General features: G+C 71.8%; 1 protein-coding gene (cut by a window edge). It reads right to left on the bottom strand.

All coding sequences use genetic code 11. From position 1 onward, the window contains the following. On the bottom strand, nt 1-23,831 hold the 5' portion of the coding sequence (locus AMO33_RS32685; protein WP_255266220.1) for a non-ribosomal peptide synthase/polyketide synthase. It extends 4,333 nt beyond the left edge of the window; 23,831 of the gene's 28,164 nt are visible here — the first part of the coding sequence; it begins with the start codon at nt 23,829-23,831; its stop codon lies off the left edge, out of view.

The following is a 23,831-nucleotide window of genomic DNA, read 5'->3' as shown; positions in this document are numbered from 1 at the left end:
TCCAGCGCCGCCGACAGCCGCGCGGCGACCTGGGTGGCGCTGAGCGAGTTGCCACCCAGGGCGAAGAAGTCGTCGTCGAGGCCGACCCGTTCGACGCCGAGCACATCGGCGAAGGTGCGGGCCACGATCTCCTCGACGGGGGTGGTCGGGGCGCGGAACACCGCGGCCTCGAACACCGGCGCGGGCAGCGCCTTGCGGTCCAGCTTGCCGGAGGCGTTGAGCGGGAAGGCGTCCAACGCCATCACCAGGGCCGGGACCATGTAGGCGGGCAGCTGCCTGCCCAGGTCCTCGCGCACCAGGTCGCTGTCGACCTGCGCGCCCGGGGCGGGCACGACGTAGGCCACCAGCTGGTCACCGGTGCGCTGGTCGCCGCGGACCACGACGACCGCCTGCGCGATCTCCTCCAGCGCGGTGAGCGCGGATTCGATCTCGCCGAGCTCGATCCGCAGACCCCGCAGCTTCACCTGGAAGTCGGTGCGGCCCAGGTACTCCAGCTCACCCTCGGCCGTCCACGCCACCAGGTCACCGGTGCGGTACATCCGCTGCCCGTCGCCGAACGGATCGGCCACGAACCGATCCGCGGTCAGATCCGGCCGCGCCACATACCCGCGCGCCAGCTGAGCACCCGCCAGATACAGCTCACCCGCGACACCCACCGGGGCGGGCCGCAGCCGGGCGTCGAGCACGTAGACCTGCGTGTTGAACACCGGTGCGCCGATCGGCACCGTCTCGGTGTCGGCGTCGGTGACGCGGTGGTAGGTGACGTCGACCGCGGCCTCGGTGGGGCCGTACAGGTTGTGCAGTTCGGCCCCGGTCAGCTCGCGCAGCCGGTGCGCGGGCTTGGGCGGCAGCGCCTCACCGGAGGCGAACACCATCCGCAGCGCGTCGCAGCGGGCCGCCGCGGCGTCGGCGACGAACACCGCCAGCATCGACGGCACGAAGTGGGTGACGGTGACCCGCTCGGCCGAGATGACCTCGGCCAGATAGGCCGGATCGCGGTGCCCGTCCGGCTTGGCGACCACCAGGCGCGCGCCGATCTGCAAGGGCCAGAAGAACTCCCACACCGACACGTCGAAGGTCGCCGGGGTCTTCTGCAACACCGCGTCGGCGGCGGTCAGGCCGTACTCGGCCTGCATCCACACCAGGCGGTTGACGATCGCGGCATGGCTGACCGCGACACCCTTCGGGCGGCCGGTCGAACCGGAGGTGAAGATCACGTAGGCGGTGTTCTCCGGCCGTAGCGGCATCCGCCGTTCGGCGTCGGTGACCGGTGCCTCGGACAGCCCGTCCAGGTCGAGCAGGTCGATGCGCACCTGCGCGGTGTCGATCGGCAGATCGTCGCCGGAGGTGAGCACACAGACCGGATCGGCCGTGGCGAGGATGTACTCGGTGCGCTCGGCCGGGTGATCGGGGTCGAGCGGCACGTACGCGCCACCGGCCACCGACACCGCGTACATGCCGACCACCAGGTCGATCGAGCGGCGCATGCCCAGTGCCACATACGATTCCGGGCCGACGCCGCGCTGGATCAGCCAGCGCGCCAGCCGGTGCACGCGAGCGGCGAACTCGGCGTAGGACAGACCTGTCCCCTCGAACGTGAGCGCGGGCGCGTCCGGGGTCCGCGCGACCTGCGCCTCGAACATCGAGACCAGCGTCAGCGCGGAGGTGCCGGCGAGCTCGCCGAGCAGCGCGGCGGGCTCGATCGGGTGCGCGGTGGCGTTCCAGCCGGAGACCACCAGGTCGCGTTCGGTCGCGTCGAGCAGGTCGATGTCACCCACCGCGACGGCCGGGTCGGCGGTGATGGTGGTGAGCACCCGCACCAGCCGGTCGGCGATGCGGCGCACGGTCGGCTCGTCGAACAGGTCGCGCAGGTAGCCCGCGCGGATCCGCAGGCGCGAATCCAGTTGCGCGATCAGCGTCAGCGGGTAGTGGGTGGCGTCGGCGGCCTCGATGCCCGCCACGGCCATACCGTCGATGTCGGCGGCCTGGGCCTGGATGCCCTCGGCGTCGACCGGGTAGGACTCGAACACCACGAGGGTGTCGAACAGCGCGCCCACCCCGGCGGCGGACTGGATGTCGGCCAGGCCCACGTAGTGGTGGTCGAGCAGGTCGGCCTGCTCGCCCTGCACCCGCGTGAGCAGCTCGCGCGCCGACTCGGCGGCGTCGAACCGGACCCGCACGGGCACGGTGTTGATGAACAGGCCCACCATCGACTCGACGCCGGCCAGCTGCGCGGGACGGCCCGACACGGTGGTGCCGAACAGCACGTCCTCGCTGCCCGCCATGCGGCCGACCAGGATGCCCCAGGCCACCTGGAGCACCGTGTTCGGCGTGACGCCCAGCGAGCTCGCCAGCTCGGTGAGCCGCGCGGTGGCGGCCTCGTCCAGGTCGAACAGGTACTCCCCGGACAGGGCGGTGATCTCGCGACCGGCGTCGGCCCTGGCCAGCAGGGTCGGCTCGGTGACCCCGCGCAGCGCATCCCGCCAGGCGGCCAGCGACGCGGCGGTGTCCTGCTGGGCCGCCCACTCCAGGAAGTGGCGGTAGCTGCGCACCGCGGGCAGCGCCGCGGCGTCGGCGTGGGTGGCGTAGAGCATGAGCAGGTCGCGCATCAGCAGCGGCATCGACCAGCCGTCGAGCAGGATGTGGTGGTTGGACACCACGAACTCCCAGCGCTGCTCGCCGACCCGGATCAGGGTGAAGCGGATCAGCGGCGGGGCGGCCAGGTCGAACCGGTGCATCCGGTCGGCCTCGATCAGGTCCTCCGCCGCGCCGGTGTCGCGGCGATCGTGCTCGGACCAGTTCACCCGGACCCCGTCCAGCACCACCTGCACGGCGTTGCCGTCGTGGTCGGTGAGGAACGCGGTGCGCAGGTTCTCGTAGCGGTCCAGCACCGCCTGGGCGGCCGCGCGCAGGCGCGCCGGGTCGACGTGCCCGGTCAGCGTCAGCACCGCCTGGGCGGTGTAGACGTCCACCGAGCCCGCGGCCAGGCGGGCGTGGAAGAGCAGGCCCGACTGCAGCGCCGAGAGCGGCCACACGTCGGTGAGCGTCGGGAAGCGCCGTTCCCAGTCCTCGATGTCGCGCTGGGTGGCGCGCACCAGGGCGAAGTCGGACGGGGTGTGCCCGCCCGCCTCGGCCGAATTCGCGTGCCGGGCCACCGCTTCCAGCGCGGTGGTCCACAGCTGCGCGAACTCGCGCACCTCGGCCTCGCTCAGCAGCGTGGCCGGGTAGCCGATGTTGGCGGTGAGCTTGTCGCCCACCACGATCGCGTTGACGTCCAGCGGCGCCATCGCGGGCATGTCGGCGTCGTAGGCGCCGCCGAGCGCGCCCAGTTCCGGCGCGGGGGTCCAGCCGAAGCCGCGCAGTGCCTCGGGCACGTCGCCCTCGGACACCCGGCCCAGGTAGTTGAAGCTGATCTGGCCGGGCAGCTGCGCGGGCAGCTCACCCGCGGTCCTGGCGTTGAGGTAGCGCAGCAGGCCGTACCCGATGCCCTTGTCGGGCACCGAGAGCAGCTGCTCCTTGACCGCCTTGACGGCCTTGCCGACCGCGGGCCCGCCGGCCAGCGCGGCGTCGAGGTCGACACCGGACAGGTCGAAGCGGACCGGGAAGATCGCGGTGAACCAGCCGACCGTGCGCGAGAGGTCGGCACCGGGCACCACGTCCTCCTCGCGGCCGTGGCCCTCGAGGCGGATCAGCAGCGAGTCCTGGTGCGCGGCGCCGGTGCGGCGGGCCCGCCACTGCGCGGTCGCCAGCGCCAGCGCGGTGAGCAGACCGTCGTTGACGCCGCCGTGGAACAGCGCCGGGACCGTGGTGAGCAGGGCCTTGGTGACCTCGGGCGACACCTCGACGGCGACCTTCTCGATCGCGCCGGAGACGTCCACCGCCGGGTCCATCGGACGCTCGGTGAGCAACGGGTCGGTGGCGCCCGCGACGGTGCGCCAGTAGTCCAGTTCGGCGACCCGCTCGGGGCGCTCGGCCTCGGTGGCCAGCGCGTGCGCCCAGGCCCGCATCGAGGTGGCCGGGGCGACCAGCTCGGGCTGCTGTCCGGCCGAGAGTTGGCCCCAGGCGGTGACGAAGTCCGGCACCAGGATGCGCCAGGACACGCCGTCGACCACCAGGTGGTGGGCGAGCACGAGCAGCCTGCCCATCCGCTGCGGGGTCGCCGGGTCCAGCCACACGAACCGGATCACCGTGCCCGCGGCCGGATCGAGCCGGTCGAGCGCGGAATCCAATGCCGCCGAGGCGATCTCGACCAGCCGGTCGTCGTCGGCGTCGGCCGGGATCTCGACCCGCTCGACGAGTGCGTCGACGTCGACGGTGCCCGGCGCGGCGGTCTCGACCACCCAGTCGGTGCCGTCGTGGTACAGCCGTGCCCGCAGCATGTCGTGGCGGTCGATCACCGCGCCGACGGTGCCCACGATGCCCGCGCGGTCGATGCCGGCGGGCAGTTCCAGCGCGACGGTCTGGTTGAACCGCCCGAACGAACCGGGCCGCTCGGCCATGAACCGCACCACCGGGGTGAGCGGCATCGGGCCGACACCACCGCCCGGCGGCTCGGCCAGCGCCGAGACCGCGGGCGCGGCGGCGTCGCCGGTCTCGGCGACCGCGGCCAGCCCGGCGACGGTCTTCTGCTCGAACACGTGCCGCGGGGTGAACACCACGCCGCGCGCCTTCGCCCGCGAGACCAGCTGGATGGAGACGATGCTGTCGCCGCCGAGGGCGAAGAACGAGTCGTCGACACCGACCCGCTCGACGCCGAGCACCTCGGCGAACACCTCGGCGATGGTCTGCTCGAGCGGCGTGCGCGGCGCGCGGAACACGACCTCGGTCGCGAACACCGGCTCCGGCAGCGCCTTGCGGTCCAGCTTGCCCACCGGGGTCAGCGGCACCCGGTCGATCACCATGATCGACGAGGGCACCATGTAGGCGGGCAGGCGCTGCTCGACGTGGCCGGTCAGCGTCGGCACGTCGATCGAATGACCCGGCGCGGCGACCACATACGACACCAGCACGGTCGCGCCTGCGGCGTTGTCGTGGCCGACGGTGACCGCGAAGTCGACCGACTCGTGCGAGGCCAGCGCGGCGTCGATCTCGCCCAGCTCGATACGGAAGCCACGGACCTTCACCTGGAAGTCGGAGCGGCCCACGTATTCCACTTCGCCGGTGCGGGTCCAGCGGACCACGTCACCGGTGCGGTACATGCGCTCACCCGGCACGTACGGGTTGGCGACGAACCGGTCGGCGGTCAGGCCGGGGCGGGCGTGGTAGCCGCGCGCCAGCTGGATGCCCGACAGGTACAGCTCACCCGCGACACCCACCGGCACCGGCCGCAGCCGGTTGTCCAGGATCAACGAGCGCATGCCGCGGATCGGGCCACCGATGGTGACCAGCTCGCCCGGCACCAGCGCGTCGCTGATGTTGGTCATGATGGTGGTCTCGGTGGGGCCGTACCCGTTGTGGAAGGCCCGGATCCGGCCGGTGTCGCCCAGCGGCACCGCCCATTTCGCGACCAGTTCCGGCGGGCAGGCCTCACCGCCGGCCACCAGCACCCGCAGGGTGTCCAGGCCGGTCGGGTCGAAGGTGGCCAGCGCGGCCGGGGTGATGAAGGCGTGCGTGACCCGCTCGCGGCGGATCAGCTCGGACAGTTCCTCACCGCCGTAGACGCCCGGCGGCACCACGACCAGCGCACCGCCCGCGCCGAGCGCGAGCAGCAGTTCGAGGATCGAGGCGTCGAAGCTCGGCGACGCGAAATGCAGTGCGCGGGTGTCGGAGTCGATGTCGTAGCGCTGCACCTGCTCGGCCCGGAAGTTCGCCAGGCCCGCGTGGGTCACCACGACACCCTTGGGCACACCGGTGGAACCGGAGGTGTAGATGACATAGGCGGGCTGCTCGGGCCGGGTCGGGCGGACCCGCTCGGCCTCGGTGATCGGGCCGCCGTCGAAGGCGTCCAGATCCAGCTCCTCCAGCACCAGCCAGCGCGTCGAATCCGGCAGGCCGTCGAGCACGGCGGCCACGGTCAGGCCGACCGGCGAGCCGGAGTCGGTGACCATGTGCGCGATGCGCTCGGCCGGGTAGTTGGGGTCGACCGGCACGAACGCCGCACCGGTCTTGGCGACCGCCCAGGCCGCGAACACCGAATCCGCCGAACGCGGCACGCCCACCGCGACCAGGTCCTCGGCGCCGATGCCCTCGGCGATGAGCAGCCGGGCCAGCCGGTTGGAGCGCTCGTCCAGCTCGGCGTAGGACAGACTCGTCCCCTCGAACACCACCGCGGGCGCCTGCGGGTCGCGCGCGGCGGCCTCGGCCAGCAGCTCGGGCAGGGTGCGCGGCGGCACCGCGGGGGCGCCCGTGCGCGCGACCAGATCGGCCTGTTCGGCAGGCTCGAGCACGTCGATCGCGCCGACCGGCAGGGCCGGGTCGGCCGCGATCGCGGCCAGCACCCGCTGCCAGCGCCGCACGATCTCGGCGGCGGTGGCGGCGTCGAACAGCTCGGTGGCGTAGGTCAGCGCCAGCGTCATACCCGCGGCCGCGTTCTCCGACAAGGTGAACTGCAGGTCGAAACGGGCGACGTTCTCCTCGAGATCGAGCGCCTGCACCGACAGCCCGGGCAGTTCCAGGGTGGTGCGGTCGAGGTTCTGGAAGGCCAGCATCACCTGGAACAGCGGGTTGCGCGCCTGCGAACGCTCCGGCGCGAGCAGCTCCACGAGCCGTTCGAACGGCACGTCGGCGTTGCCGTAGGCGTCCAGGTCGGTGCGGCGGACCCGGTCGAGCAGCGCGGTGAACGGCTCGGCCTCGTCGATGCCGGTGCGCAGCACCAGCGTGTTGACGAACATGCCGACCAGCTCGTCGAGCGCGGCCTCACCGCGTCCGGCGATCGGGGTGCCGACGGTGATGTCGTCGGAGCCGGACAGCCGGGCCAGCAGCACGGCCAGCGCGCCGTGCATGACCATGAACAGCGACGCGCCGTGCCGGCGCGCGACGTCGTCGAGCGCCCGGATCAGCTCGGCGGGCAGTTCGGCCGACAGCGTGGCGCCGCGGTGCGAGGCCACCGCCGGGCGCGGCCGGTCGGTGGGCAGGGTCAGCTCGTCGGGCACCCCGGCGAGCGCGCGCTGCCAGTACGCCACCTGGCGCGCCAGCAGCGATTCCGGATCGTCCTCGGCGCCGAGGACCTCGCGCTGCCACAGCGCGAAGTCGGCGTACTGCACCGGCAGCGGCGCCCAGCCGGGCACCGCCCCCTGGGTGCGGGCGCCGTAGGCGGTCATCACGTCGCGGGTCAGCGGACCCATCGAGAAGCCGTCGGCGGCGATGTGGTGCACCACCACCACGAGCACGTGCTCGTCGGCGCCGGACACCGCGTAGAGGCGGGTGCGCAACGGCACCTCCTCGGCCACGTCGAAGCCGGTGCCGACGAACTCGGTCACCGTCTCGAGCAACTCGTCGGCGGCGACGGCCACCGGACGCAGGTCGATCTCGATCTGCTCGGCCGGAACCACCACCTGCACGGGCGTGCCGCCGTGCTCGGGGTAGCGGGTGCGCAGCGATTCGTGCCTGCGCACCACGTCGGCCAGCGCCAGCCGCAGCGCGGGCACGTCCAGCGCGCCGGTCAGCCGGATGGCGATCGGCAGGTTGTAGGCCGCCGAGGAGGTGTCGTACTTGTTCAGGAACCACATGCGCTGCTGCGCGTAGGACAGCGGCACCAGCTCGCCCGCAGCGCGCGGACGCGCGGCCAGGCGCGCGACCGCCGGCCCGCCGGTGTGCGATTCCACCCGCGCGGCGAGCGCTTCCACGGTGGAGGCCTCGAACAGGGTGCGCACCGGGACCGTGGTGCCCAGCGCCGCGCCGATGCGGGCGGCGACCCGGGTGGCGATCAGCGAGTTGCCGCCCAGTTCGAAGAAGTCGTCGTCGACGCCGACCCGCGGCACGTCGAGCACCTCGGCGAAGACGGCGGCGACCGCCTCCTGCACCGGGGTGACCGGTGCGCGGAATGCCTTGGCCTGCACCGCGGGCGCGGGCAGGGCACGGCGGTCCAGCTTGCCGTTGACGGTCAGCGGGATCCACTCCAGCCGCACCAGCGCCGAGGGCACCATGTAGGACGGCAGCTGCTCGGCCGCGCCGGAGCGCACCGCGTCCAGGTCCGGGGTGACCCCGGGCTCGGCCACGACATAGGCGACGATCCGCTGGTCGCCCGGCTGGTCCTCGCGCACGATCACCGCGGCCTGCGCGATGCCCGGCTGCGCCAGCACGGCGGCCTCGATCTCGCCCAGCTCGATGCGGAAACCGCGCACCTTCACCTGGTCGTCGGCGCGGCCCAGGTACTCGAGCTCGCCGAAGCGGTTCCAGCGCGCCAGGTCACCGGAGCGGTAGAGCCGCTCCCCCGCCTCGCCCAGCGGGTTCGCCACGAACCGGGCGGCGGTCAGGTCGGGGCGGCCCAGGTAGCCGCGCGCCAGCTGCGGGCCGGCCACATATATCTCACCGGCGACGCCCACCGGCACCGGCCGCAGCCGGTTGTCCAGCACGTACACCCGCAGGCCCGCGATCGCGCGGCCCACGATGCTGCCCGACGCGGACGCGATCGTCGCCGCGTCCAGCGCCCGGTAGGACACGTGCACCGTGGTCTCGGTGATGCCGTACATGTTCACCAGCACCGGCGAGGCATCACCGTGCCGGGCGACCCAGTCCGACAGGCGGCGCAGCTCCAGCGCCTCACCGCCGAACACCACATAGCGCAGCGACAGCGGCGCGGCGCCGGGCGCGGCGGTGCGGTCGGCCTCGGCCAGCTGGTAGAACGCCGACGGCGTCTGGTTGAGCACCGTCACCCGTTCGGCGCGCAACAGCTCGAGGAACTGCTCGGGCGAGCGCGAGGTGTAGTAGTCCACCACCACGACCGTGCCGCCGAACGACAGCGGACCCCACAGCTCCCACACCGAGAAGTCGAAGGCGTAGGAGTGGAACAGCGTCCACACGTCCTGCGGCCCGAACCCGAAGTCGCGGTCGGTGTTCGCCAGCAGCCGCACCACGTTGCGGTGCGCGACGGCGACGCCCTTCGGACGGCCGGTCGACCCGGAGGTGTAGATGACGTAGGCGACGTTGTCCGGCGAGAGCGGCGCGAGCCGGTCCGCGTCGGTGATCGGCGCGTCGTCGGCATCCGCCATGTCGCCGGTCTCGACCCCGAAGCCGTCGACGGTGATCACCGGCAGCCCGGCCGGGATCTCGGCCTCGACGGTGGAGTCCAGCACGACGCCCGCCGGGCGCGCGTCGGCGAGCACGTAGGCGATGCGCTCGGCCGGGTAGGCCGGATCGATCGGCACGTAACCCGCACCGGTCTTCACGACCGCCAGCAGCGCGACCACCAGGTCCAGCGAGCGCGGCAGCAACACCGCGACCAGCTTCTCCGGGCCGGCGCCGTCCTCGATCAGCCTGCGCGCCAACACGTTCGCGCGCCGGTCCAGCTCGGCGTAGGTCAGCGCGTCGGCGCCGAACTTCGCCGCGACCTGCTCCGGATGCGCGGCGGCCATCTCGTCGAACAGCGACACCAGGGTGGCGTCGGCGAACCGCGCGGCGCCGCCGTCGGCGCCCGCGGACACCCAGCGCTGCGCGACGTCGAGCCGCTCGGGCTCGCCGAGCAGGTCGATGTCGCCCACCACGACGGCGGGGTCCTCGGCGACGCTGCGCAGGATGCGCACCAGCCGGTCGGCGAAGGCGGCCACCGTCTCGGGATCGAACAGTTCGGTGGCGTAGTTCCACGACATCGCCAGCGCGCCGCCCGCGGCCTCGCCGACGGTCAGCTGCACGTCGAACTTCGCCGTCCCCGCGTCGAAATCGACGATGTCGAGGTCGAGGCCGGACAGCGAGACGGTGCCCGCCTCGGTGGCCGAGGCCGCCTCGAAGGTCAGGCCGACCTGGAACAGCGGGTGGTGGGCCTGCGAGCGGGCCGGGCTGAGCACGTCGACCAGCCGCTCGAACGGTACGTCGGCGTGCGCGAACGCGGCCAGGTCGGTACGGCGCACCTGCTCGAGCAGGTCGCTGAACTTCGCGCCGAGGTCGATCTCGTTGCGCAGCACCAGGGTGTTGACGAACATGCCGACCAGGTCGTCGAGCGCGCGTTCGCCGCGGCCCGCGATCGGGGTGCCGATCGCGATGTCGGTGCTGTTGGACAGGCGCGCGGCCCAGGTCGCCAGGGCGGCGTGCACGACCATGAACAGGGTGACCCCGTGCGCGCGGGCGACGTCCTCCAGCGCGCGGTGCAGCTGCGCGTCCACGGTGAAGTGGTGCAGCGCACCGGCATTGGAGGCCACCTCGGGGCGCGGCCGGTCGGCGGGCAGCTCGATCTGATCGGGCAGATCGCGCAGCTGCTCGGTCCAGTAGGCGATCTGGGCGGCAGCCACCGATTCCGGGTCGTCCTCGGCGCCGAGCACGCCGCGCTGCCACAGCGTGTAGTCGGCGTACTGCACCTCGAGCGGTGCCCAGTTCGGCGCCTCGCCACCGACACGCTCGGTGTAGGCGACGACGATGTCGCGCAGCAGCGGCCGCAGCGAGAAGCCGTCGGCGCTGATGTGGTGCATGACCAGCACCAGCAGGTTGCTGCGCTCGTCGAGGGTGAGCAGGGTGGCGCGGAACGGGATCTCCGCGGTCACGTCGAACCACGTGCTCGCCAGCTCCACCACGCGCCGCGGCGCCTCGGACGCGGGCACCCATTCGGTGACCAGGTCCACGGGCGCTTCGTCGGCGGGCAGCACGCGCTGGTAGCCCTCGCCGTCGACCTCGGGGTAGACGGTGCGCAGGGTCTCGTGGCGGGCGACCACGTCGCGGATCGCGGCCTGCAGAGCGGCGGCGTCGAGCGCGCCGGTCAACCGGACCGCGACCGGGATGTTGTTGACCCCGGTGCGGTTGTCGAACCGGTTGAGGAACCACATCCGCTGCTGGGCGGGCGAGAGCGGCACCAGCTGCGCGGTCTGCCCGTCGGGCAGCGGCACCGGCGCGGGTCGCTCCTGGGCGGTCAGCGGTGCGCGACCGCCCTGTCCGGTGGCCGACTCCACCTTCGCGGCCAGCGCGGCCACGGTGGACGCCTCGAACAGGGTGCGCAGCGGGATCTGGGTGTCCAGCGCGGCGCCGAGGCGGGCGGCGAGCTGGGTGGCGACCAGCGAGTTGCCGCCCAGGGCGAAGAAATCGTCGTCCAGGCCGACGCGGTCGATGCCGAGCACGTCACCGAAGGCGCTGGCGACGATCTGCTGCACCGGGGTGACCGGCGCCTGGAAGGTCTTGGCCTCGAAGGTGGGCTCGGGCAGCGCCTTGCGGTCCAGCTTGCCGGAGGCGTTGAGCGGGAACGCGTCGAGCACCACGAAGGCCGCGGGCACCATGTAGGCGGGCAGCTGCGTCGACAGCGCCGCCTTCACCGCGTCCACGTCGATGGTGTAGTTCGGCTCGGCGATCAGGTAGGCGACCAGCTGATCGCCGGTGCGCTCGTCGTGGCGGACCACGACCACCGACTGGGAGACGGCGGGCAGCGCGGTGAGCGCGCCCTCGATCTCGCCGAGTTCGATGCGCAGGCCGCGCAGCTTCACCTGGAAGTCGGTGCGGCCCAGGTACTCCAGCTCGCCGTCGGCCGTCCAGGCCACCAGGTCACCGGTGCGGTACATGCGCACGCCGTACCCGAACGGGTCGGCGACGAAGCGCTCGGTGGTCAGATCCGGGCGGGTGACGTAGCCGTAGGCCAGCTGCGCGCCGGCCAGGTACAGCTCGCCGGGCACGCCGACCGGCACCGGCCGCAGGCGCGAATCCAGCACGTACACCTGGGTGTTGAACACCGGGGCGCCGATCGGCACGGTCACCGTGTCGGCGTCGGTGACCTCGTGGAAGGTCACCTCGACGCCGGCCTCGGTCGGCCCGTACAGGTTGTGCAGGCGGGCACCGGTCAGCTCGCGCAGCCGCTGCGCGGTGACCGCGGGCAGGCCCTCACCGGAGGCGAAGACGTTGCGCAGGCCGGTGCATTCGGCGGCGCGGGGCTCCACCACGAACAGCGACATCATCGAGGGCACGAAGTGCGCGGTGGTGATGTGCTCGTCGATGATCAGCTGCGCCAGGTAGGCCGGGTCGCGGTGGCCGTCGGGCTTGGCGATCACCAGGCGCGCGCCGACCTGCAAGGGCCAGAAGAACTCCCACACCGACACGTCGAAGGTGGCGGGAGTCTTCTGCAGCACGACGTCGTCGGCAGCCAGCCCGTACTGGGCGTGGCCCCAGACCAGGCGGTTGACAATCGCCGCGTGGCTCACCGCAACGCCCTTGGGGCGGCCGGTGGAACCCGAGGTGAAGATGACGTAGGCGGTGTTGCCGGTGCGCAGCGGCCGGTGCCGGTCGGCGTCGGTGAGCGGCGCGTCGGAGTAGCCGGACAGGTCGAGCCGGTCGATGCGGACCTGCCGCGACAGCGTGACGTCGAGGTCGGACCCGGAGGTCAGCACGCAGACCGGTCCCGCGGTCTCGAGGATGTGCTCGATGCGTTCGGCCGGGTTGTCCGGATCGATGGGCACGTAGGCGCCACCGGCGGCGCTGATCGCGTACATGCCGACCAGCAGATCCAGCGAGCGCCGGATTCCCAGTGCGACATACGATTCCGGGCCGACGCCGTTGTCCTTGAGCCAGCGCGCCAGCCGGTGCACCCGGCTCGCGAACTCGGCATAGGTCAGACTGGTCCCCTCGAAGGTGAGCGCGACCGCGTCGGGGGTGCGGGCGACCTGGGCCTCGAACAGCGCGACCAGGGTCGCCGCGGAGTCGCCCACCGGCGAGGTGAGCGCGGCGTCGACGGCGAATTCGGTGTCGTTCCAGCGCCGCAGCACCAGTTCACGTTCGGCGGTGTCGAGCAGTTCGATGTCGCCGACGGCGGCGGTGGGGGCGGCGGCGACGCCGTGCAGCACCCGCAGGAAGCGGGCGGCGAAGGCGTCGGCGTAGCCGGCGTCGAACAGGTCGGTGGCGTAGACCAGTTCGGCGTCCATCTCGGCCTCGGCGCCGGGGATCTCGCTCAGCGTCAGCTGCAGGTCGAACTTCGCCGTCGGCGGGTCGATGCCCAGTTCCTCGACGGTCAGGCCGGGCAGTTCCAGCGAGGTGCGGCCGAGGTTCTGGAACGACAGCATCACCTGGAACAGCGGGTGCCGCGCCTGGGACCGGGCCGGGTTGAGCACCTCCACCAGCCGCTCGAACGGCACGTCGGCGTGCGCGAAGGCGGCCAGGTCGCGCTCGCGGACCTGCGCGAGCAGGTCGGTGAACGGGGTGGCGGTGTCCACCTGGGTGCGCAGCACCAGGGTGTTGACGAACATGCCGACCAGGTCGTCGAGCGCCTGCTCGCCACGACCCGCGACCGGGATGCCGATGGCGATGTCGTCGGCGCCGGACAGCCGCGACAGCAGCGTCGCGAAGGCGCCGTGCACGACCATGAACAGGGTGGTGCCGTTGGCGTGCGCGACGCGGTTGAGCCTGTCGATCAGCTCGCCGGGCACGCGGAAGCGGTGGGTGCCCGCCCGGTAGGAGGCCACGTTCGGGCGCGGCTTGTGCACCAGGCGCAGTTCGTCGGGCAGGTCGGCCAGCGCGGTGCGCCAGTAGTCGAGCTGCTGGGCGATGAGCGAGGTCGGGTCCTCCTCGTCGCCGAGCGTCTCGCGCTGCCACAGCGCGAAGTCGATGTACTGCACGTCCAGCGGCGACCAGCCCGGCTCGGTGTTGCCGGTGCGCGCCACGTAGGCGGTCATCAGGTCGCGCACCAGCGGCCGCATGGAGAAGCCGTCGGCGGCGATGTGGTGCACCACGAGCGCGAGCACGTAGTCGCGTTCGCCGAGTTCGTAGATGCGCAGGCGCACCGGCGGTTCGGCGGTGACGTCGAAGCCCGCGTTCACGAAGTCGTAGAGCCGGCCGAGCAGGTCCTGCTCGGCGGTCTCGACCACGTCGACCTCCGGAATCGCCCGGGCGGCGGGCAGCACCCGCTGGTAGGCGACGCCCTCGTGTGAGGGGTACACGGTGCGCAGGGTCTCGTGGCGAGCGACCACGTCGGCGACGGCGCCGCGCAGCGCGGCCACGTCGAGCAGACCGCGCAGCCGCACCGCGGCCGGGATGTTGTAGGTGCTCGCCGCTCCGCCCGCGTCGGGCCCGGTGTCGAAGCGGTTGAGGAACCACATGCGCTGCTGGGCCAGCGACAGCGGCGGATGCTCGGGCCTGCCGACGGCCGTGAGTGCCTGGCGCACACCGGTTCCGGCGTGCGATTCGACCCGCGCGGCGAGGGCGCCGACGGTCGGCGCCTCGAACAGCGTGCGCACACCGACCTCGGTGTCGAGCGCCTTGCTGAGCCGGGCGGCGACCTGGGTGGCGACCAGCGAGTTGCCGCCGAGGGCGAAGAAGTCGTCGTCCACGCCGAGGCGTTCCACGCCGAGCAGGTCGGCGAAGATGTCGGCGACGATCTCCTCGATGGGGGTCGAGGGCGCGCGGAAGGTCTTGGCCTCGAAGACGGGGGCGGGGAGGGCCTTGCGGTCCAACTTGCCCGACGCATTCGTCGGGAACGCATCCAACACCACAATCGCCGCAGGCACCATGTACCCCGGCAACACCGCCGACAACCCAGCCCGCACCGCAGCCACATCCACCGACGCATCCGACCCCGCCACCACATAACCCACCAGCTGATCACCGGCATGCGGATCCGAACGCACCACCACCACCGACTGAGCAACACCCGGCTGCGCCAACAACGCCGCCTCGATCTCACCCAACTCGATCCGCAGACCACGCAACTTCACCTGGAAGTCCGTACGCCCCAAATACTCCAACTCACCGGACTTCGTCCACGCCACCAGATCACCGGTGCGATACAACCGCGAACCCACACCACCGAACGGATTCGCCACAAACCGATCCGCCGTCAAATCCGGCCGACCCAAATACCCCAACGCCAGCTGATCACCAGCCAGATACAACTCACCCGCAACACCCGGCGCCACCGGATGCAACCGCGCATCCAACACGAACACCCGCGTGTTCCACACCGGACGACCGATCGGCACCGACACCACATCCGCAGCCGTCACCTCGTGATAAGTGACATCCACCGCAGCCTCGGTCGGACCATACAAATTATGCAACCGCGCACCGGTCAACTCACACAACCGCCGCGCCGTCGCCGCAGGCAACGCCTCACCCGACGCGAACACCTGCCGCAACCGCGGCGCGGGCAGCGGCGAATCACCGTTGTCGTTGCCGAGGGTGGAGACGAACACCGCCAGCATCGACGGCACGAAATGCGCGGTGGTGATGCCCTGTTCGGCGATGATCTGAGCCAGGTACACCGGATCGCGATGGCCGTCCGGCTTCGCGACCACCAACCGGGCGCCGGTCTGCAACGGCCAGAAGAACTCCCACACCGACACGTCGAAGGTCGCCGGGGTCTTCTGCAACACCGCGTCCTCGGCACCGATCGGGTACTGCGCCTGCATCCACAGCAGCCGGTTCACGATCGCGGCATGACCGACCGCCACACCCTTCGGTCGGCCCGTCGAACCGGAGGTGAAGATCACGTAGGCGGTGTTGCCGGGGCGCAGCGGCGCCGGCCGCTCGGCATCGGTGATCGGCGCGCCGCTGGTCGCGGCGTCGGCGGGCAGATCCTCCACGAACAGCGTCGGCACCGCGTCCGCGACCACGTCGGCGAAGTTGTCGCGGCGGGTGGTCAGCACCAGCGCGGGCCGGGCGGTGTCGAGGATGTGGTTGATGCGGTCGGCGGGCTGATCCGGGTCGAGCGGCACGTACGCGCCACCGGCCTGCAGCACCGCGTACATCGCCACGACCAGCTCGGTCGAACGACGGATGCCCAACGCCACCAACGATTCCGGGCCGACACCCGCGGCCATCAGGTCGCGGGCCACCCGGGCGGACCGCTCGCGCAGCTCGCGGTAGGTCAGCTGCTCGTCGGCGTAGACCAGCGCGACCGCGTCGGGGGTCGCCTCGACCTGGGCGTAGAACAGCGACACCAGCGTTGCCGCGGGCACCTCGTGCGCGGTGTCGTTCCAGTCGACGAGCACCCGGGCGTGCTCCTCTGGCGCGAGCAGATCGATGTCGCCGATCGGCACGTCCGGGTCGGCCACCACGGCCGCCAGCACCCGGTCCAGGCGGCGCGCGAACGCCGCGACCGTTGGCTCCTCGAAAAGATCGAGGGCATAGGAGAACTCGGCCGACATGCCCGCGGGCTCGCCGCGCTCGTCCTGCGCCTCCTGCAGGGTCAGCTGCAGGTCGAACTTGGCCAGCCCGGCGTCGTAATCGATGCCGCTGACCGACAGGCCGGGCAGCTGCAGGGTGGCCTGCTTGGTGTTCTGGAACGCCAGCATCACCTGGAACAGCGGATGCCTGGCCTGCGAACGAGCCGGGTTGAGCACCTCGACCAGCCGCTCGAACGGCACGTCGGCGTGCGCGAACGCCTGCAGGTCGGTCTCGCGGGCCTGGTTCAGCAGGTCGGCGAAGCTCGCCGAGCCCGACACCTCGGTGCGCAGCACCAGGGTGTTGACGAACATGCCGATCAGGTCGTCGAGGGCGGCCTCACCGCGGCCGGCGACCGGGGTGCCGATGGCGATGTCCGAGGTGCCGCTCGCGCGGGCCAGCAGCACCGCCAGCGCGCTGTGCATGACCATGAACAGCGAGGCGTTGTAGCGCCTGCCCAGCTCGACCAGCGCGCGCTGGGTCTCCTCGGAGATCACGAACGGGTAGGTGCCGCCCCGGTAGGAGGCGGCCGCCGGACGCGGATGGTCGGCGGGCAGGACCAGTTCGTCGGGCAGATCCGCCAGTTGGCGGGTCCAGTACCGGATCTGGCTCGAGATCAGCGACTGCGGGTCGTCCTCGGAGCCGAGCACCTCGCGCTGCCACAGCGCGTAATCGGCGTACTGCACCGGGAGTTCGGTCCAGGCCGGCGCCTCCCAGGAGGTGCGCGCGGCGTAGGCCAGCATCACGTCGCGGGCCAGCGGCACCATCGACCAGCCGTCGGCGGAGATGTGGTGCACGACCATGCCGAGCACGTACTCCGACTCGCTGATCTCGAACAGGCGCGCGTGCAGCGGCACTTCGCTGGTGACGTCGAAGGCCACCGACGCCAGGTCGACCAGGTGGTCGATCAGCGTCTCCTCGGTCACCCGGTAGGGGGTGAGGTCGGGCACGATCTGGGCGGCGTCGAGCACCACCTGCACCGGGCCGTGTTCGGTCTCGGGGAAGACCGTGCGCAGCGACTCGTGCCGGTCGATGACGTCGATGACGGCGACCTGTAGCGCGGCGATGTCCAGATCGCCGGACAGTCGCATGGCGACCGGGATGTTGTAGGCGACGTTGGAGCCGTCGAAGCGGTTGAGGAACCACATGCGCTGCTGCGACAGCGACAGCGGCACCTGCTCGGGCCGGTCCTTGGCGACCAGCGCCTTGCGGGCGCCGTCACCGGCCTGCGACTCCACCCGCGCGGCCAGCGCCGCCACGGTGCTGGCCTCGAACAGCATCCGCACCGGGACGCGGGTGTCCAGCGCGATGCCGAGGCGGGAGGCGACCTGGGTGGCGATCAGCGAGTTGCCGCCCAGATCGAAGAAGTCGTCGTCCACGCCGACCCGCGGCAGGCCGAGCACCTCGCCGAAGATCTGAGCGACGATCTCCTCGATCGGGGTGGTGGGAGCGCGGAATTCGCGCACCTCGAACACCGGCGCGGGCAGCGCCTTGCGGTCCAGCTTGCCCGAGGCGTTGAGCGGGAACTCCGGCAGCGCCACCACGACCGAGGGCACCATGTAGGCGGGCAGCCTGCGCCGCAGCGCGGTCTTGACCTCCTCGGTGTCGATCTCGCCCGCGCCCACCACGTAGGCGACGAGCTGATCGCCTGCGACGGTGTCGATCACCAGCACCACGGCCTGGTTGATCGCGGGCTGCTCGAGCAGCGCCGCCTCGATCTCGCCGAGCTCGATGCGCTGGCCGCGGAACTTCACCTGGAAGTCGGTGCGGCCGATGTACTCGAGCACCCCGAACTCGCTGTGCGCGTTGCGGTTCCAGCGCACCAGGTCACCGGTTCGGTAGAGCCGCTCGCCGGGCGCGCCGAACGGGTCGGCGACGAACCGCTCGGCGGTCAGGTCGGGCCTGCCGTGGTAGCCGCGCGCGATCTGCGCGCCGCCCAGATACAGCTCACCCGCGACACCGGCGGGCACCGGGCGCAGCGCCTCGTCGAGGACGTAGGCGCGCGCGTTCCACACCGGGCGGCCGATCGGCACCGCGCCGCCGCCGTTGTCGATCACCCGCCACGAGGTGGCGTTGACGGTGAACTCGGTGGGGCCGTACAGGTTGACCACCGTGGCCGGGCTGAGCCTGCGGAACAGCGCCACCGTGGAGGAGGTCAATGCCTCGCCGCCGACGAAGATCGCGCGCAGCGAGCTGCATTCGGCCGCGGGCGCGGTGGAGGCGAACACCGACAGCAGCGACGGCACGAACGAGGTCATGGTGACCTGGTGCCGCCAGATCACCTCGGACTGGTAGAGCGGGTCGCGGTGACCGTCGGGCGCCGCCACGATCACCTGGGCGCCCACGATCAGCGTGGCGAACAGCTCCCACACCGAGGCGTCGAAGGTGAACGGCGTCTTGTGCAGCACCACGTCGGTCTCGTCGAGACCGCTCTCGGCGATCTTCCACGCCATCTGGTTGACCATCGCGGCATGGGTGACCGCCACGCCCTTCGGACGGCCGGTGGAGCCGGAGGTGTAGAGCACGTAGGCGGTGTTCTCCGGGCGCACCACGCCGCGCCGTTCGGCCGGGTCGATCGGGCCGTCGGGGTAACCGTCCAGGTCGAGGGTGTCGACGTGCAGCACCGGGCAGTCGCCGCCGGTCACGTCGTCGCCGGAGGTGGTCAGCAGCACCACCGGGCGCGAGCTGGCCAGCACGTACTCGGTGCGCTCGGCCGGGTGATCGGGATCGATCGGCACGTAGCCGCCGCCCGCGGCCACCGCCGCGTACACCGCGACCAGCATGTCCAACGAACGCCGGATGCCGACCGCGACCAGGGTGTCGGGGCCGACGCCCTCCTCGATCAGCTTGCGCGCCAGCCGATTCACTCGCGCGGCGAACTCGCCGTAGGTCAGCGCGGCCGCCGGGCCGTACTCGCCCTCGGAGCGTTCGCCCGGATCGAAGAGCAGCGCGGTGGCATGGGCGCGCCTGCGCGCGGTCGCGTCGAACAGCTCGATCACCGTGGTGACCGGCGGCACCTCGTGCGCGGTGCGGTTCCAGCCGGTCAGCACCGTCTCGCGCTCGGCGGCATCGAGGATCTCGATGTCGCGGACCGCCGTGCTCGCCTCGCGCGTGACCGCGCGCAGCACCCGCAGGAATCGGTGGTTGAACTCCTCGACCGTGGCCCGGTCGAACAAATCGGTCGCGTAGGACAGCACCGCCGAGATGCCCGCGGGCGCACCGGTGCTCGCGCGCTGCTCGGTCAGCGTCCACAGCAGGTCGAACTTGGCGATGGGCACCTCGACCTCGGCGGCGCTCACCGTCAGGCCGGGCAGCTCCAGGGTGCCGTGCGCCATCTCCTGGAACGACAGCATCACCTGGAACAGCGGGTGCCGCGCCTGCGAGCGGGTCGGGTTGAGCACCTCGACCAACCGCTCGAACGGCACGTCGGCGTGCGCGAACGCCTGCAGATCGGTTTCCCGTGTGCGAGCGAGGAATTCGGTGAACGGCTGGCCGCCGTCGACGTCCGAGCGCAACACCAGGGTGTTGACGAACATGCCGATCAGGTCGTCGAGCGCCTGCTCGCCGCGGCCCGCGATCGGGGTGCCGATGGCGACGTCGGTGGTACCCGACAGCCTGCCCATCAGCACCGCCAGCGCGGCGTGCACGACCATGAACAGGCTCACGCCCTGGGCGCGGGCCAGCTGCGCCAGCTCCGCGTGCAGTTCGGCGTCGATCTCGAAATGCGTGGTGGCGCCGCGGAAGCTCTGCACCGGCGGACGCGGGCGGTCGGTGGGCAGCTCGAGCTGATCGGGCAGCCCGGCCAGCTGCCGCCGCCAGTAGGCGATCTGGCGCGCGGCCATCGACTCCGGATCGGACTCCGAGCCAAGCAGCTCCCGCTGCCAGATGCTGTAGTCCTGGTACTGCACCGGCAGCGGCGCCCACTGCGGCGCCTCGCCCGCGGCGCGGGCCAGGTAGGCGGCCGCGACGTCACGCGAGAGCGGGCCGAAGGAGAAGCCGTCGGCGGCGATGTGGTGCACCACGAAGGCGACCGCGTGATCGGGGGTGCCGTTGGTGGACCCGCCGGTCACCCGGAAGATCCGCACCCGGATCGGCAGCTCGCGCGCCACGTCGAACCCGGTGGCGGCGAATTCGGCCAGGGTGGCGGGCAATTCGCTCTCGTCGATCGACTGCACGGCGATCGCCAGGTTGATCTCGTCGTCCGGGATCACCTGCTGGTAGCCGCCGTCCCCGGACTCGGGGAAGATCGTGCGCAGCGACTCCTGGCGCGCCATCACGTCGTTGAGCGCGGCCTTCAACGCCGCGATGTCGACGTTGCCGCGCAACCGGACCACGAACGGCAGGTTGTAGGTCGGCGCGGTCGGGTCGAACTGGTTGATGAACCACATCCGCTGTTGCGCGAGCGACAACGGCACCCGGTCCGGCAGTTCCTGGGCGACCAGCGGCGGGCGACCGCCCTCGGCCGGCGCGGCGTGCTCGGCGCGCGCGGCGATACCGGCCACGGTGGGCGTCTCGAACAGTGCGCGCACCCCGATCTGGGTGCCGAACGCGGCGCCGATGCGGGCCACCACCTGGGTGGCGACCAGCGAGTTGCCGCCCAGGTCGAAGAAGTTGTCGTCGATGCCGACCCGGTCCTGGCTGAGCACGTCGGCGAAGATGTTCGCCACGATCTGCTCGGCCTGGGTGCGCGGGGCGCGGTAGCCGGCATCGGCGGCGAACACCGGTTCCGGCAGCGCCTTGCGGTCGAGCTTGCCGGAGGTGTTGAGCGGGAACGCGTCCAGCACCATCACCGAGGCGGGCACCATGTAGCTGGGCAGGTGCTCGGCGGCGAAGCGGGTCAGCTCCAGCGGGTCGATGCTCTGGCCGGGGGCGGGCACCACGTACGCGACCAGCTGCTGGCCGGTGGCGGTGTCCACGACGAGCACCGCGGACTGGCTCACCGCCGGATGGGCCAGCGTGACGGTCTCGATCTCGCCGAGCTCGATCCGCTGACCGCGGAACTTCACCTGGAAGTCGGTGCGGCCGATGTACTCCAGCGTGCCCGCGGCGTTCCAGCGCACCAGGTCGCCGGTGCGGTACATGCGCGAGCCCGCCGGACCGAACGGGTTGGCGACGAAACGGTCCGAGGTGAGGTCGGGCCTGCCGCGGTAGCCGCGGGCCAGCTGCCGACCGCCCAGGTACAGCTCGCCGGGAGCGCCGATCGCGGCCGGGCGCAGCCGCGAATCCAGCACGTACACCTCGACGTTCCACTCCGGGATGCCGATCGGCACGGTGACGGTGTCGGCCGCGGTGGCCTCCCAGTACGTCACCGAGACGGCGGCCTCGGTGGGGCCGTAGAGGTTGTGCAGGCCCGCGCCGTCGGCGGTGAGCGCGCGGAACTGCGCGGCCGTCTCCGGCGGCAGCGCCTCACCGATGACGAACACCGCGCGCAGGCTCTGCACCTGCGCCGGGGTGGCGTGCGCGACGAACACCGTCAGCATCGACGGCACGAAGTCGGTGACGGTCACGCGGTGGCGGGCGATCATGTCGGCGACGTAGAGCGGATCGCGGTGCCCGTCGGGCGCGGCGATCACCAGTTTCGCGCCCACCATCAACGGCAGGAAGTAGCCCCACAGCGAGACGTCGAAGGTGGTCGCGGTCTTCTGCAGGTACACGTCGTCCGCGGTCAGCCGGTACTCGTCGAGCATCCACAGCTGCTGGTTGACGATCGCGTGATGGGTCACGGCCACGCCCTTGGGGCGGCCGGTGGAGCCCGAGGTGTAGATGACGTAGGCGGTGTTCTCCGGGCGCAGCGGGGCGCGCCGGTCGGCGTCGGTCAGCGGCTGCGGCGAGTACGCCGACACGTCCAGGGTGTCGATCTCGACGCGGCGCACCGACTCCGGTAGCTCGAGCTCGTCACCGGAAACGGTCAGCACACACACCGGGTCGGCCGAGGACAGGATGTAGGCGGTGCGCTCGGCCGGATGGTCCGGGTCGATCGGCACATACGCGCCGCCCGCCTTCAGCACCGCGTGCATGCCGATCACCAGCTCGAGCGAGCGGCGCATGCCGAGGGCCACCAGCGATTCCGGGCCGACGCCGTCGGCGATCAGGAACCGGGCCAGGCGGTTGACGCGCTCGTCGAACTCGGCGTAGGTCAGCGTCGCGCCCTCGAAGTCCAGCGCGATGCGGTCGGGCGTGCGCGGAATCTGCGCGTCCAGCAGGGCGACCAGCGTGGTGTCCGGCACGTCCTGGGCGGAGTCGTTCCACTCCACCAGGGTCCGCTCGCGCTCGGCGGCGGTGACCACCGGCAGCTCCCACACCTTCGCCGCGGCGTCGGCGGCCAGGAAGCGGTCGAAGAACTCCAGGAAACGGCCGTGATGGGCGGCGGCCTCCTCGGCGCTGTAGAGGTTCGGGTTGGTCTCGAAGTCGATGTGCGAACGGCTGCCCGCCACCGACTGGTAGAAGTTGACGCCCAGGTCCTCGATGCTGCCGGTGGACAGCACGTGCAGCTGGCCGACCATCGGGCCGAGGGTCATCTCGCTGTGGAACAGCATGATGTTGACCCACGGGCCGAAGAACTCGGTGGTCACCACACCGTCACCGGCGGCGTCGCGGCGGATGTCCTCGTGCCGGTACCGCTGGTGGCGCAGCGCGCCCGAGACCTCGACCTGCACGGACTTGAGCAGCTCGGCCACGGTGGTGTCGTGGGCGACGCGCAGACGCAGCGGCACGATGTTGGACACCGCGCCGCCGGAGCGGCGCATGGCCGCGGTGGTGCGCGCCGTCACCGGCAGGCTCAGGATCACGTCCTCGGCGCCGGTCATCTGCGCCAGGTAGGTGGCGAACGCCGCGATGAGCAGGCCCGCCGGGGAATTGTCGTGGCGGGCGACGGCCTCGGTCAGCAGGGCGTCCTGCTCGGGGCTCAATGCCGCGCTGGTGACCCCGTTGACCGGCGCGGGCGGAGCGGAGCGCCCGGCCAGGCTGGAGCCTTCCTCCAGGCCCGCGACGCGCTCGGCCCAGTGCTGCTTGTCGGATTCGAAGCGGGAGCTGTCGCGGTAGGCGATCTCCGACTCGTAGAGGGTCTTCAGGTCGGTCGCCTTGGCCGGGCTCGGCTCGGTGCCGGTGACCTCGGCGGTGTAGAGCTCGGCGATCCGGTTCATGAAGGTCATCGCGCCGAAGCCGTCGAGCGCGATGTGATGCGCGCGCGAGTACCAGAACCAGCGCGAGTCCGCCAGGCGCAGCGCGGCCGCGCGGATCAGCCGGTCGGCGACGATGTCGAGCGGGCGGCTGTACTCCGCGCGCATCCACTCGGCCGCGGCCGCCTCGGGGTCCTCGGCGTCGCGCAGGTCCACGTACTCGAGGGTCGCGTCGAGGGTGAAGTCGACCGTCTGGAACGGCTCACCGTCGCGCTCGACGATCTTCAGGAAGCCGGAGCCCATCTCCCGGGCAGCGGCGGCGCTGGCACGCTCGAGCGCGTCGACATCCAGGTCACCCCGGAGGTCGACGTACTGGGCGATGTTGATCGGCACCTGCGGATCGACGTGCTGGGCATACCAGATACCCAGCTGCGCGGGCGACAGTGGGAAGTACTCGCCACCAGCTTCGCCGTTCCCGCCGATATCCAGCCGGTCCAA

It is taken from the genome of Nocardia farcinica, from assembly GCF_001182745.1.
Taxonomy (GTDB): Bacteria; Actinomycetota; Actinomycetes; order Mycobacteriales; family Mycobacteriaceae; genus Nocardia; species Nocardia farcinica.
This window is presented reverse-complemented; position numbering and strand designations above follow the sequence as displayed.